Raw genomic sequence first — 14154 nt, 5'->3', positions numbered from 1 at the left:
TTTTTTTTTCATTTGATTAACTCTCTTTTCATTTTATTTATTACGGCTTTTTACATACGTACTTGAAGCAGTGCTTGTATATTTTGTTGTTGAACCAGTATATTTACCCGCACCATTATATTTTTTAACGGTCCACTTTGTAGCGTCTACATTTCCATATATCGCAGGTCTTGTCCATTTTTTGGGATTTGCACTAATAACCTGGCCATTTGATCCTGCTTTCGAAACAGACATACTAAATTTACCATATCCAACGCTAGCGCTAACTGACATTTTCGATTTACTGAAATAATAAGCAGAAATATTGTACTGATAATTTTTCCAACCAGGATGCCATGCGATAAATCCTTTTGATACTTTTCTTGTGGTCGATACTTTCGTCCATTTTTCATAGCCTAAAGTTGCGCTTTTTAACAACTGTCTTTCTTGATTAATAGGCTCACTTGGACTGATTTGTTCTCTAACAATAAATTCATCTGGTAATTCATCGCTATTATCTTGTATACCACTTTCGACTTCATTTTGCGTAATAACTGGAGTTGTATCAACATTCCTTACTGCTGCATCTGCAGGTGTAATTGAATTGTTACCACAAGTCCAACTACTATTGGTAACATCACATACTTTAAAAAAACCTTTTTCATAATAGCATTTCTCTCCCTTTTATGTTTAATCTAGATTTCAAAATGAGTGTATCATAAAAAGTCAGTGCATAACCAAAAATGTAATGAAATGTCCGATTCTTGTCATGAACGACTAAAAACGGGGCTTATTTAGATTAATTACTACACCACTTGTGTTAAATCGTTGTTTTTTCAAAATAATTCCTCACAAATCGTGTTATTATTCACAAATTATGCAAAAAAGACTTATAGCGTCACAAAATATTCATAAATAGACATAAATTTATATGTTTATTGTTCTAAAATTCATATATACGGACTATTGCAATGAATAGAACGCATGTTTATTCAATATTAACGATTATTTTAATAAAATATTGACTCATGATATGTGATTATGTAATACTAATCTCGTGAATTTATTTCATATTTCATTCAACTATTAGCTGTTTTTACTTAATATATTTCATTAACAAATAATGTATGTTTATTCAAAGCATTCTTCCATTTTAAACAAGCATCTTCTGTCAAATTCATCCATCTGAATTTAGCAGAGATGCTTTTTTTATTTAGACAATTATTTCATCAGAGAGTTGTTTACTCAAGATTACTCATAAAAACACTTTAAATCACACATTAAGATTTCGCTCAAGATAACGGCATTCTTATGCGAAAGTCTGACTGCACCTTTCTCAATATTACTGTATCCACTAGTGTATTTATATCCCATCTTCCTCGCAATAAAAGCTTGTGTAATTCCCCGCTGCAATCGTAGCTCTCGAATTTTATCCGTATTAATTCTTCTGGTGTCTACTGCTTTCATGTCATCTTCTCCTTATCTACACAGTTTGAGTTGTTAATACTATAATAACAACTCATTTAGTGACTGTCAATTGATAATTAATACGTTTTGTGTTAAAATGTAGCTAAATTGAGTAAGATATTGTATAATCAAACAGAAAGGAGTGAAATTATGCCAAATTTAAGTAATAGACTTACGTTACTCAGAGAAAAACAAGGTTGGTCAAAAGCAGAAACAGCTCGAAGACTTGGACTTAAAGCACCTTCTACTTATGGTAATTGGGAATATGGCATTCGTGAGCCAGATTTAGAGATGGTCACACAAATTGCTACACTTTATGATGTCAGTGTTGATTATTTACTTGGTCAACAAAGCATGCCCACTTTTGCCCCTAGTGAACTTGAAAGTGAAAAAGATATTGGCAAAAGAATGACGAAAATCAGTGAAGATTTAAGAAATGAGGACGATTTGAAATTGGACGGTCTCCCATTAGCTAATGAATCTGCTCACTTTCTTGCTGATTCGATTGATTTTATTTATGAACAAGCGAAAAAACTTAATAAGTAATACTCCATCTTCGTTTAACTTTAGCTTTTTTTGGGAATAATTAACAGTGTCAAAATAATAAAAGCAAAGGGGGAGTTTCATTTGTCAGAATGGTACTTCAAAAAGAAGGAGCAAAAAGTGGGACCTTTTACCAATATAGAGATGGTTGCTTTCTATAAAAAAAGGGAGATTCAAGATTCTACATTGGTTCAAAAATCCCCTCATCCAGAGTGGGTAACATTTAAACAAACAGAATTATATCGACATGCACAAAGTCACGGGAATTCTGAACTGAAAATCGGTCACCTTTTTTCCGCCGTTTTCAAAAAGCACTCCAAAGAAGAAGGAGAAAAAGTCTTTATTGCAGGAACAAAATACACTACGCCTGCAACAAGTGAAATATCAAGTACTTGGCCACATCCATGGGTATTCTCAAGAGTTTTTCTTGTATTAATCGTCACTTACTTTTTACTTCTTGCTTGTACATATTTATTCGATAATACTAATACGATTCCTGGTCTTATGGTGATTGGGTCATTCGCAGTTCCGTTTTCGGTATTATTATTCTTTTTTGAAACGAATGCACCTCGTAATATTAGTGTTTTCGATGTTGTTCGAATGTTTTTCATTGGGGGTGTCGCAGCGCTTGTTGCTACGCTTGTCATCTATTCAATTATTCCAGTTGGAAAATTAAATTACTTTAATGCGCTATTAGTTGGCTTTATTGAAGAAACTGGAAAAATGATCATTGTTGCCCTCTTCATTCGTTCATTAAATTCTAAGTATATTCTAAATGGGTTACTTATTGGTGCCGCAGTTGGTGCTGGATTTGCTGCTTTTGAATCACTCGGATATGCATTTAATTATAGCGTCGATGCAGCTTTCCTATTCAAGGATATTCATATTGCCGGAGAAACAATGTTAAATGTTATTTTTAGCCGTGGGTGGCAGTCAATTGGCGGTCATGTGGTATGGGCAGCAATTACTGGTGCTGCACTCGTTATTGCAAAAGGTGATGAAAAACTTGGGATGCACCATATTTTCACCGGAACTTTCTGGAAATTATTTATTATCCCTATTGCCTTGCATTTTGTTTGGGATTGTCCATTCAATCCACTACCAGCGATTGATTTTAAACAAATCGTATTGATTGTAGTTGTTTGGTTCGTTATTCTGCGCTTAATTAATAGAGGTTTAAAACAAGTGTCTACTATTTCAGCAGCGAGCAAAGCTACAAAATAAGCAAAAAGAGTGCTAAGAAAATTTCTTAGTACTTTTTTTATCGTTCTTTTCAAAAGAATACCGAAAATTATAAATTTTAATTGTAAAACAGTAATCTATTATAGACATATCGTCGTTTTCATGTAAAATAGAAGTATTATCTAATTAGCAGAGGGGTCATAGAGATGCGCGAATCTTTAAAGAATAGTAAGAGATTAGTGATCAAAGTTGGTACTAGTACATTAATGTATGGAAATGGCCATATTAATCTACGTACGATTGAAAAATTAGCGATGGTTTTATCCGATTTACGTAATGAAGGAAAAGAAGTTATTCTTGTTTCTTCCGGGGCAATTGGTGTTGGTTGTCACAAACTACAACTCCCAGTGAGACCAACAAGCATCCCTGAACTACAGGCAGTAGCCTCCGTTGGTCAAAGTGAACTAATGCATATTTATAGCAAATTTTTTGGTGAGTATGGACAAGTTGTTGGGCAAGTTTTACTTACACGCGATGTAACTGACTTTCCTATTAGTCGAGAAAATGTAATGAATACACTTGAAAGTCTTTTAAATAGAGGTATTATCCCGATTGTAAATGAAAATGACACAGTCGCTGTAGAGGAACTTGAACATATTACTAAATATGGTGATAACGATCTTCTTTCTGCTATTGTTGCTAAACTTGTACAGGCAGACTTGCTGATTATGTTGTCTGATATTGATGGCTTTTATGAAACAAACCCTACAACTAATCCAGATGCAGCTATGTTTTCTGAAATCAATCAAATCACCCCTGATATTGAGGCTCTAGCTGGAGGAAAGGGATCTGAATTTGGAACTGGTGGTATGTTAACAAAACTTTCCGCAGCCTCTTATTGTATTAATGGCGGTCAAAAAATGATTTTAACTAATGGGAAAAATCCCACTGTTATTTTCGATATTATGCAAGGCGAACCAGTCGGTACTTTATTTACCAGCCAAAAGGAGGAATATTTACATGACGGAACTCATTAAACAAGGAAACGCTGCAAAAGAAGCAGCTCTATTTTTAGCCCAAGCAAGTACAAAAGAAAAAAATGCAGCCTTACTTCATTTAAGTGATGATCTATTAGCTAACACGGATAGACTTCTTGTAGCGAATGAAAAGGATATTGTTCGGGCAAACGAAAAAGGAATACCAGAAACAATGGTTGATCGGCTGCGTTTAACAGAAGAACGAATCAAAGAAATAGCTGAAGCAGTCAAGCAAGTTGTCGTACTAAAAGATCCTATTGGTGAAGTGATTCATATGTGGAAAAATGATGCCGAATTAACTATCGGAAAAACAAGAGTTCCGCTTGGAGTAATTGGAATTATTTATGAATCTCGTCCAAATGTCACTGTAGACGCTTCTGTCCTATGCTTCAAAACTGGTAACGCGGTTATTTTACGAGGTGGAAGTGATGCAATTAACTCCAATAAAGCTTTAATGTCTGTCATTCAAAATTCCATAGAATCGTCAGGGTTTCCTCGTTCTAGTGTACAGTTAATTGAAGATACTTCCAGGGAAACTGCTCGTGATATGATGCACCTTAATCGCTTTTTAGATGTGCTTATTCCTCGAGGCGGCGCAAAACTTATCCAAACTGTGCTTGAAAATGCCACCGTCCCAGTTATCGAAACTGGAACAGGAAATTGTCATATCTACGTAGACAAAGCAGCAGAGAAACAAATGGCGATTGATATTTTAATAAACGCAAAATGTTCTCGTCCTTCTGTTTGTAATGCGGCTGAAACGTTACTCATTCATCGTGAAGTTGCTGAAGATTTCTTGCCAGCAATGGAAATTGAACTGAAAAAATACCAAGTGGAATTACGCGCGGATGATCGAGCTAGATTAATCTTAACTGATGCCAAAGAAGCTACAGAATCTGACTGGGAAGATGAGTTTTTAGACTTCATTTTAGCTGTAAAAGTAGTTGATTCGGCTGATGAAGCGATTGAACATATTAATAAATATGGTACAAAACATTCTGAAGCAATCGTTTCAAATGATTATTCTACTGGTCAAGCTTTCCAACAAAAAGTCGATGCTGCTACTGTTTATATCAATGCCTCTACTCGCTTTACTGATGGCTTTGCAATGGGTTTTGGAGCAGAAATTGGCATTAGTACACAAAAATTACATGCGCGTGGTCCAATGGGGTTAACTGAACTCACTTCTACAAAATATATCATTTTTGGTGATGGACAAATTAGAAACTAAAAACAGCTGAAAATTTAAAAAGCAAGAATCTTATCTTCTCCATTTTTTGTAATGGATATAGACAATGATTCTTGCTTATTTTATATACTGCTTTGTTCCAATCTTTTTATTTGAGCATTCATCCACGTAATCACATCTTGAAAAACAGTTTCTTTACAAAGTTCATTTACTAATTCATGACGGGCATGTTCATAAATTTTATATGTAACATCTTCTACACCGGCTTTTTCAAGAGCTAAAGCAATTTTGGGTGTGTCTTTACCGAAATGCCCTACAGGATCGTCACTACCTGATAACAATAATATAGGTAATTTTTTGGGTACGCTCCGATAGGTCTCCATTTGCTGGCTCACTTTTACCGCTTCCAAAAGATTATGAAAGAACCCTGTTGTTCCCACCACTGGACCACAAAATGGATCTTCTTCATAAGCTTGATATACTGCAGGATCTCTTGTGAGCCAACTGAAACGGTGATTTTCATTAAATGGTTTATTATATCCCCAAAATGCTAACTTATTAAGAAATCCACTTCTTTTCATAGCATCTTTCTTTATTCGCTGTGCCGTAATGAGTTGTCCCATTTTTAACAAAGAATCTGATTGCAAACCGCTACCAGAAAGAATTACGCCATCTGCTTCATATTTTGTAATAAAAGTTCTAATGAGGAAGCTTCCCATACTATGAGCAAAAAGGAAATATGGAAGTCCAGGATATGTTGTCATTAAATAATCTTTCACCATCGCTTCATCTTGAAGCATATCTTTAAAACCTGTATTTTCATCTAAGTGACCTAAGTATGCCTCATCGTTAGCAGATTTACCAAAACCGCGATGATCATCAGCTATGACTATAAATCCTGCTTGGTTTAGGCGCTCTGCAAAATGGCCGTATCTAGCGCCATGTTCTGCCATTCCATGGACAATTTGAACTATCCCGACTGGATTTTCGACCTCATCCCAAATATGTAAATGCAAATCCAAGCCATCTACTGCTTTTAATTTTATTTGTTTGTACATGTGTCTCCCTCCCGATTCATCTTATATTTAGTATACCATCTAAGTTTTATTTTCACTATTTACAGCATTCTTATTAGGACTTTTGTATAACTAGTTAAAAAGTTACAGTTCCAACTATTCATTTATCCGTAAAAGTTTGTTCAGGTAATCACAATGTGATATACTATTTCTATAAGGAGATGACACACATGGATAACTGTTTAGCGCAATTACAAATGTATGATTATTTACTAAAAAAATATCGTAACAAAGAGGTTTTTCCTGAAACTAGGATGATTGTTGAAATTGATGGCAAGCTTTGGACTGGCGATTTCTTACAATTAGATGACTGTCATATCATCGAAGTTGACTGGGAAGATACGCGGTTCACTCGAATTGAACGTACAAAAGATGCTATCAATGATGAATTCAATGAAAAAGTCACCAACTCAAATGTCAATGTCAGCGAAAACCGTATTGATTCCAAAATTGCTAGTTTAAAAAATATTGAAATTTTATATCAAGAAATTGGTAACTTTGTCAGACAAGTAGAAACTTCGACTACGACTTTAAAACCTTTACTATACAACGCTTACTGTCTGGACACAAGAGTTAAATTACCATTTTTAGATTTAAATAAAAAAGAAATTACATTAGTTTCTCTAACAAACTAAATTCCAAAAACCACGAAAGCTAATTTTCGTGGTTTTTTTTTATGTTGTTTTCAATGTGTTTCACATGATTTTCCCTCAAATTTTGCAATTCTGTCACAAGAAATCTGGGTAATATCAAGAATTCTGCCAGCTTACTAATATCGATCCATTTAAATGTGAGCACATATGGTTCTTCATTAAATTGACCAAATTCTTCTACCTTGGTAAATGAATTTTGCGCAATTAACGAACTGTCTTCAGGAAGCTTTACCGCAAAATAAAACTCGATACTATCTATTTCACTTCCACGGTACATAAACTTGTTTTCCGCAATAATTTTTAATTCTTGAACAACCACTTCTTCCCCTAACTCTTCCCTCATTTCCCTGATTAAGCCTTCTTTTATAAATTCTTGTTCTACCGCGCCGCCTGGAAGAGTCCAGTAATCATTATCTTGGCTTGAATGAAATAAAATTTTATTATCATGGATGATTATCGCTACAGTTCTTATATGTTTCAATTTTCTCACTCCTTCTTTTTCATTTTATCATATAAATTGGTTGCGCTTTCACTTTTTTTATAGTATAGTAATGGCAAACAACTTGTATATACAAGTTGAAAAAGGAGGAAGCTTTATGGTTGACTATAAAAAGGATGCAAGTGAGCTCTTAACATTAATCGGTGGCAAAGAAAATATTTCTTCTGTTACACACTGCGCTACTAGAATGCGCTTTGTTTTACAAAATCCAGATAATGCAGACATCGAAGCAATTGAAGAAATCCCAGCGGTAAAAGGTACATTCACACAAGCTGGACAATTCCAAGTAATTATTGGTAATGATGTAGCCATTTTTTATAATGAATTTTCGAAGATTAGTGGAGTTGAAGGTGTCAATAAAGAAGATGCCAAAGTAGATGCGAAGAAAAATATGAGTATACTGCAACGAATGCTTGCAGGTCTGGCAGAAATATTCACACCACTCATTCCCGCTATTGTTGTTGGTGGTCTTATTCTTGGTTTCCGTAACGTCATTGGGGATATTAAATTTTTAGATGATGGTACGAAAACGATTGTTGATGTCTATCCATTTTGGGCAGGCGTTTATAGTTTCTTATGGTTAATCGGAGAAGCAGTCTTCCACTTCCTACCAGTTGGGATTACCTGGTCGATTGCGAAAAAAATGGGGACAACCCAGATTCTTGGGATTGTTCTTGGTTTGACGCTCGTTTCACCTCAACTACTAAATGCTTATAGTGTGGTTGAAACAAAAGCTGGCGATATACCCGTTTGGGACTTCGGCTTTGCTCAAGTGCAAATGATTGGGTATCAAGCACAAGTTATCCCAGCAATTATGGCTGGATTTTTACTCGCTTATTTAGAAATTTGGTTGCGTAAATTTATTCCGAATGCCATTTCAATGATTTTTGTTCCGTTTTTCGCCCTTGTACCAACAGTTCTTGCAGCGCATGTCATTCTTGGACCAATTGGATGGAAAATTGGTGATGCGATTTCGAACGTGGTTTATGCTGGTTTAACAGGTGGACTTAGCTGGTTATTCGCTGCCCTATTTGGCTTCTTGTATGCCCCACTCGTTGTAACTGGACTCCATCATATGACGAATGCGATTGATTTACAATTGATGAGTCAATTCGGTGGTACCAATCTATGGCCGATGATTGCTCTTTCAAATATCGCACAAGGTTCGGCAGTTCTAGCAATAATTTTCTTACATCGTGGAAATGAAAAAGAAGAGCAAGTGTCAATCCCGGCAACTATTTCCTGTTATCTTGGAGTGACTGAGCCAGCGATGTTCGGTATTAATTTAAAATACTTATACCCATTTGTTGCTGCAATGATCGGTTCATCTATCGCTGCAGTCGTCTCTGTTTCAAGCGGAGTAATGGCAAATTCTATTGGTGTTGGTGGCTTACCAGGAATTCTTTCCATTAATCCAAAATACTATGCGATATTCGCGTTATGTATGCTGATTACCATCGTTGTTCCATTCATTCTTACTGTTTTATTCCGCAAATATAACATTTTAAACAAAGTAGACACTGCACCAATTCGTACTTTTGGAAAAAAAGAGTATCGTGAATCTGCTAAAACAACCAACTAAAAAGTGAGGCTTTTCTATATGACAACTTTTGCTCAAAAAACAATTTATCAAGTTTATCCAAAATCTTTTTTTGATACGAATGGTGACGGGATTGGCGATATTCCCGGAATAACTGCTAAACTTGATTATCTACAAAAATTAGGGATTGAAATGATTTGGATTAATCCATTTTATCCTTCCCCTCAAAATGATAACGGTTATGATATAGCCGACTATACAGCTGTTGATCCGTTGTTTGGAACGATGGATGATGTTTCTACTCTTATTCGTGAAGGAAAAAAAAGAAACATTGGAATTATGATTGATTTAGTACTTAATCATACTTCTACTGAACATCCTTGGTTTCAAAAGGCTTTGGCGGGTGACCCATTTTACCGTGACTTCTATTTTTTCCGTGAAGGTAAGAGAGACGGAACCCCTCCAACAAACTGGGAATCCAAATTCGGTGGTAATGCTTGGGAAAAATTACCCGATTCGACAGAGTATTACTTGCATTTATATGATGTCACACAAGCTGATTTGAACTGGGCAAACCCTAATGTCCGGGATGCACTTTATGATGTAGTTAATTTTTGGATTGATAAAGGTGTAGAAGGTTTCCGACTAGATGTCCTTAATGTTATTTCGAAACCTAAATTTTTAGAAGATGATTTTGAAGGTGATGGCAGACGTTTCTATACGGATGGCCCTAAAATTCACACTTATTTAAAGGAATTACATGAACGCACTTTTGGTGAAAAATCAATTATTACTGTTGGCGAGATGTCGTCTACTGATATCGCTAATTGTGTTCGCTATAGTAACCCGGAAGAAAAAGAATTATCCATGGTATTTCATTTTCATCATCTGAAAGTAGATTATCCAAATGGCGAAAAGTGGCGTTTAGGGGAAATGAATTTGGCAACTTTAAAATCTATTTTCCATACATGGCAAGTAGCAATGTCTGAGGAAAATGGTTGGGATGCGCTGTTTTGGAACAATCATGATCAGCCAAGAGCTCTGGGACGATTTGTCTCTGATGCGCCTGAACATAATTATCATGCAGCTACCCTACTTGCTGCAACAACTCATTTTATGCGTGGTACTCCATTTGTTTACATGGGAGAAGAAATTGGGATGATGAACCCAAAATTCCCTGTGATTAATGATTATGTTGATATTGAAACGCTAAATCATTTCGGTATTTTACAACAGCAAGGATTTTCTGAATCAGAAGTTATGGCAATTATTAAAGAACGCTCCCGTGATAATAGTCGCACACCAATGCAGTGGGATGATACTGAAAATGCAGGTTTTACAACTGGAAAACCTTGGCTAAAAGTAGCGGAAAATGCAAATGAAATTAATGTTCAGCAGGCTTTACAAACGAAAACAAGTATTTTCTATTTTTACCAAAAATTAATAGCTCTACGAAAAGATTATCCTGTCATTCAAAATGGCGATTATACACCTGCTCTTACGGATGAAGATTCTATTATCGCTTATACACGTTCACTCGAAGATTCTAAGCTACTTTCGATTCACAACTTTGCTTCAGAAAAGCAGATTTTAACGCTTCCTAGTGGATTCTCAAATGCTAAAATCTTACTTTCTAACTATCAGCGGGAAGAGCTTAATTCGACCATAGAGCTTTCTCCATACGAAACACTAACTTTACTACAATAATAAAAAGCCCGAGACATTTTCTCGGGCTTTTTAGCGCCTTCTAGCAAAATCAATAAAACGAAACTTATCCAGACGATGGCGAGATTCGGTATATTGAAATAGCGTAGTATCTTTTAAAAATACCGTGCTTTTTACGACAACTACATGCGTATCGCCATGAAGTGCTAAATATTTTTTATCAGTAGCATTTAACGGCTCCACAGTAATTTCTTTTTGGGCATAACTTATTTCGTAGCCTTTTTCATTTTCTAAATATTGATACAGGGAATCTTCGAGGATACTGTTTTCAATTGGTTCAGCCGTTTCATCTAGTAAATAATCATAATCTAATATGGTCGCTTCACCTTCTAAATAACGTACTCGTAAAATTTTGAGACATGAAGACCCTCGCGGAAGTCCTGCAAAGTCAGCAATTCTGTCTGGTAAGGTTGTTCGTTCATTTTTAAGAACTTTTGTTGTCGCGTTCATATGCTCAGACTCTTGCAATTCCTTAAAGCTAGTAAGTCCGGAAACAGGAAATGAATATCGCTCTCGATCAATGACAATAGATCCTTTTCCTTGAAGTTTCTGAATGCAGCCATTTTCGAGTAATAATACGAGTGCTTTTCTAATAGTTTCACGGGATACTGAAAAACGCTTAGCCAAAACATTTTCACTTGGAAGTAATGCCCCTGCCGGATAAACGCCTGATGTAATATCTTGCTCTAGTTCTAAATAGATATCGAAAAACTTATTTTTTTTATTCAAATTAATTCACCCACCGTAATTGTAGCATATTTGCAATTAAATGTAACCGAAATTTATTAACCCACTTTATTATCAAAATCACGTGAAATTTGTTACACTAATATTAGAAAGTATTGTTCAAGTGTTTGATTTAAGAGGAGGTAATTTTTTTGACTAAAGTTATTTTAACCGTAATTGCAATAATAGTTCCAGCATTTTTAGGATTTCTACTTGCTTACCAAATTTATAAGAAAAAAACTGCCACTTATATGCCGCTTAAAAACGAATTTGTGCACTGGGCAAAGTAAGCATTAGTTGAGGGGGGAACAAAATGAAAAAAGCAAAAAGTGAAAAACCACTTGTCATTAAAATTGTTATCAGTGTTCTTGTAGGTTTATTTTTACTTAATTTAATGCCATTCCTAGCTATTTTCGGCTAATTTTTTTACCCAAAAGTGCTTGAAGGTCATTATTTTTTATGGTATATTGTAAATTGTGTTGAAATGAATAGCAATTTTTTATGGTGAGACAATTAATGGCAGATATGTCAGTTAATGCTTTTTTTATAAAAAGACTCCAGAGTGCCGTTTGGGTGGTATTCTTGGGTCTTTTTTTGTGTGGAAAGGAGAAATGAAGATGAAAAAGAAAACTGGATGGAACATTGCAAAAATTGTTGTAGGAGCGCTAATTTTCTCGCTCGCAGTGAATGTTTTCGCTATCCCAAATAATCTTGGTGAAGGTGGCGTTACTGGGTTAACGATGATGCTTTATTACTTACTCGGCTGGACACCTGCTGTAACGACATTAATATTTAATGGAATTTTACTTATTATAGGTTATAAATTTCTAGATCGAATGACAATTGTCTGGACGATTGTCGCTATTAGTTTCACTTCCCTATTCTTACATTTTTCTGAGCCACTTGCTTTTGTGGCGAACCAATCCATTGTTGCTGCGATTTTTGCCGGGTTAATGATGGGGATTGGTATGGGACTAATTATGAATGGCGGCGGAACAACTGCTGGTAGTGCTATTCTAGCAAAAATTGCTAATAAATACCTTGGATGGAACACTAGCTATGCTTTACTTTTCTTTGATTTAATTGTCGTAATCCCCTCTGTTTTTGTTATTGGTTTCGAAAATATGTTGTTTACTATCGTTTCGCTTTATATTTCAACCAAAGTGCTGGATTTCATTCTTGAGGGTTATAATCCTAAAAAATCTGTTACAATTATTTCTGATTACTATGAGGAAATTGCTACAGAAATTGATGCTAATTTGGAACGCGGAATCACGCTATTTAACGGGCAAGGATTCTACATGCGTCAAGATAAAAAAATCCTTTATATTGTAATTAGTCGTGATCAGCTTCTACCACTTACCAAAATTGTGAATAAATATGATGAAAAAGCATTCTTTATTATTAATGATGTTCAAAGTGTTATTGGTGAAGGATTTACTAAACAGATTACAAGTGAATAATGTCGTTTGGCAAAACTTATGTTACAATAATGGGGAAATTATAATATGTAAGTGAGGCGTCCTTATGAGAATATCTAAACCAGCGTATCTAGCTTTACTTGTTGTTGGCTTGGTTTTTGTTTTTTTAGGACTATCCAATATCGGAATCTCATTTTTCTGGGATTTTAGTGACCTAGAAAATTTGATGGTTGGCTTATTTTTAATCTTCATCGGTTTAGTCACACTCAGAATCCGATATTCGATAAAAAAAAGAGGATAGAAAAGTACTGCGATTAGATTGCAGTGCTTTTCTAATATATATTTTTAAAAAATCACATTTTCTTGAATAACATCTAATTTTTTTATAATAATATAACGATTTTTCATTGTGATAACCCCTTCTGATTTCAATTGTTGGAAAATACGATTGACACTACTTGCTGAATTGATTCCACAAAAATGACCAATTTCTTCATTACTTACTAAAAAGTCAATTAGAAATTGATTTTCTTCTATTTCTACTCCGAATAAATTATATAGCTCATATAATTGCGTACAAATTGCGCCTAATTTCCCATTCATCAACATTTGCTGCATTTTTTTAATGGATTGTAAAAGCCTTGTTCGATAGTAATCTTTTACATAAAACTGCAAATCTTTATCTTGATTGACATCTCGCCAAAATCGAACTCGATCAACTTGATAAAGCTCCGCACTGTCTGATTCAACCCGGATGTTAAATGGCGCATTAGCAAACTGTGAATATTCATCTTTTAAAAGTGATACGATGTCCATTTTATTAATATAACCTAAATTAAATTCCCGACCATCTCTTGATATGATACTGGTTTTAATAATTCCCTTTTTTAATATATAAACGTAAGAATCCTCAAGTCCTTCATAGGTTAAATATTTTCGTTTTTTTCGTGTAATCACTTGAAAATCATTGGAATTTACATAATCATTTAGAATGTCATGATCCATTGCTCACCCTCCTTTTTCTTCGCTCTAGCAAAATTTCCTTTTAATCATACAAAATAATACTACCATTTTTTTCAACATATGTTATACATTTTTGTCTATATCAGAAAGAAAT

16 protein-coding genes are annotated in these 14154 nt (G+C 34.8%); 10 read left to right on the top strand and 6 right to left on the bottom strand.

Annotation, left to right across the window (positions count from 1 at the left end; translation table 11 throughout):
• Positions 1-33 precede the first annotated feature (33 nt).
• Both JL53_RS15850 and JL53_RS07090 read right to left on the bottom strand, forming a co-directional pair.
• The gene (locus tag JL53_RS15850) at positions 34-417 is read right to left on the bottom strand and encodes a hypothetical protein (RefSeq protein WP_232002128.1); all 384 of its coding nucleotides are present in this window, start codon (positions 415-417) and stop codon (positions 34-36) included.
• An 813-nt stretch (positions 418-1230) separates the two neighbouring features.
• Complete coding sequence (locus tag JL53_RS07090) at positions 1231-1446, bottom strand: helix-turn-helix domain-containing protein (protein ID WP_003747378.1); 216 nt, start codon at positions 1444-1446, stop codon at positions 1231-1233.
• 150 nt (positions 1447-1596) lie between these two features.
• Between JL53_RS07090 and JL53_RS07085 the strand changes: the two genes are divergently transcribed.
• From JL53_RS07085 to JL53_RS07070, 4 genes are all read left to right on the top strand, one after another.
• The gene (locus JL53_RS07085; RefSeq protein ID WP_038407203.1) at positions 1597-1992 is read left to right on the top strand and encodes a helix-turn-helix domain-containing protein; all 396 of its coding nucleotides are present in this window, start codon (positions 1597-1599) and stop codon (positions 1990-1992) included.
• Between the two features lie 81 nt (positions 1993-2073).
• On the top strand, positions 2074-3213 hold the full coding sequence (locus JL53_RS07080; protein ID WP_038407202.1) for a PrsW family glutamic-type intramembrane protease: 1140 nt from the start codon (positions 2074-2076) through the stop codon (positions 3211-3213).
• Positions 3214-3377: 164 nt separating this feature from the next.
• The gene (proB, locus tag JL53_RS07075) at positions 3378-4208 is read left to right on the top strand and encodes a glutamate 5-kinase (protein ID WP_038407201.1); all 831 of its coding nucleotides are present in this window, start codon (positions 3378-3380) and stop codon (positions 4206-4208) included.
• Positions 4192-5439 carry a glutamate-5-semialdehyde dehydrogenase gene (locus JL53_RS07070; RefSeq protein WP_038407200.1) on the top strand — a complete coding sequence of 416 codons (1248 nt, stop codon included), beginning with the start codon at positions 4192-4194 and terminating at the stop codon, positions 5437-5439. Before proB ends, JL53_RS07070 begins: the two co-directional genes overlap by 17 nt.
• 80 nt (positions 5440-5519) lie before the next feature.
• On the opposite strand, the gene JL53_RS07065 is transcribed toward JL53_RS07070, so the two are convergent.
• Positions 5520-6455, bottom strand: coding sequence for an alpha/beta hydrolase (locus tag JL53_RS07065; RefSeq protein WP_038407199.1), 936 nt, complete (start codon positions 6453-6455; stop codon positions 5520-5522).
• Between the two features lie 188 nt (positions 6456-6643).
• Here JL53_RS07065 and JL53_RS07060 point away from each other — a divergent pair, with 188 nt between their 5' ends.
• On the top strand, positions 6644-7108 hold the full coding sequence (locus JL53_RS07060) for a hypothetical protein (RefSeq protein ID WP_038407198.1): 465 nt from the start codon (positions 6644-6646) through the stop codon (positions 7106-7108).
• A 19-nt stretch (positions 7109-7127) separates the two neighbouring features.
• Here JL53_RS07060 and JL53_RS07055 read toward each other — a convergent pair whose 3' ends face one another.
• On the bottom strand, positions 7128-7607 hold the full coding sequence (locus JL53_RS07055) for an NUDIX hydrolase (protein WP_038407197.1): 480 nt from the start codon (positions 7605-7607) through the stop codon (positions 7128-7130).
• 115 nt (positions 7608-7722) lie between these two features.
• Here JL53_RS07055 and treP point away from each other — a divergent pair, with 115 nt between their 5' ends.
• Both treP and treC read left to right on the top strand, forming a co-directional pair.
• Positions 7723-9207, top strand: a complete 1485-nt coding sequence (gene treP, locus JL53_RS07050) for a PTS system trehalose-specific EIIBC component (RefSeq protein ID WP_038407196.1) — start codon at positions 7723-7725, stop codon at positions 9205-9207.
• Between the two features lie 18 nt (positions 9208-9225).
• Positions 9226-10872, top strand: a complete 1647-nt coding sequence (gene treC, locus JL53_RS07045; protein ID WP_038407195.1) for an alpha,alpha-phosphotrehalase — start codon at positions 9226-9228, stop codon at positions 10870-10872.
• Between the two features lie 30 nt (positions 10873-10902).
• Here treC and treR read toward each other — a convergent pair whose 3' ends face one another.
• Entirely contained in the window at positions 10903-11619 is a 717-nt protein-coding gene (treR, locus tag JL53_RS07040; protein WP_038407194.1) for a trehalose operon repressor, read from the bottom strand.
• Between the two features lie 149 nt (positions 11620-11768).
• Here treR and JL53_RS15720 point away from each other — a divergent pair, with 149 nt between their 5' ends.
• The 3 genes from JL53_RS15720 (at position 11769) to JL53_RS07025 (ending at position 13338) form a co-directional block, all read left to right on the top strand.
• The gene (locus tag JL53_RS15720; RefSeq protein WP_003719521.1) at positions 11769-11906 is read left to right on the top strand and encodes a hypothetical protein; all 138 of its coding nucleotides are present in this window, start codon (positions 11769-11771) and stop codon (positions 11904-11906) included.
• A 327-nt stretch (positions 11907-12233) separates the two neighbouring features.
• On the top strand, positions 12234-13079 hold the full coding sequence (locus JL53_RS07030; protein WP_038407193.1) for a YitT family protein: 846 nt from the start codon (positions 12234-12236) through the stop codon (positions 13077-13079).
• Between the two features lie 64 nt (positions 13080-13143).
• On the top strand, positions 13144-13338 hold the full coding sequence (locus tag JL53_RS07025; RefSeq protein WP_038407192.1) for a hypothetical protein: 195 nt from the start codon (positions 13144-13146) through the stop codon (positions 13336-13338).
• 44 nt (positions 13339-13382) lie between these two features.
• Here JL53_RS07025 and JL53_RS07020 read toward each other — a convergent pair whose 3' ends face one another.
• On the bottom strand, positions 13383-14042 hold the full coding sequence (locus JL53_RS07020; RefSeq protein WP_038407191.1) for a Crp/Fnr family transcriptional regulator: 660 nt from the start codon (positions 14040-14042) through the stop codon (positions 13383-13385).
• Positions 14043-14154: the final 112 nt, after the last annotated feature.

This window comes from Listeria ivanovii subsp. londoniensis (assembly GCF_000763495.1).
Taxonomy (GTDB): Bacteria; Bacillota; Bacilli; order Lactobacillales; family Listeriaceae; genus Listeria; species Listeria londoniensis.
The sequence above is the reverse complement of the archived record's forward strand: the minus strand, read 5'-3'. Positions and strand labels throughout refer to the sequence as shown.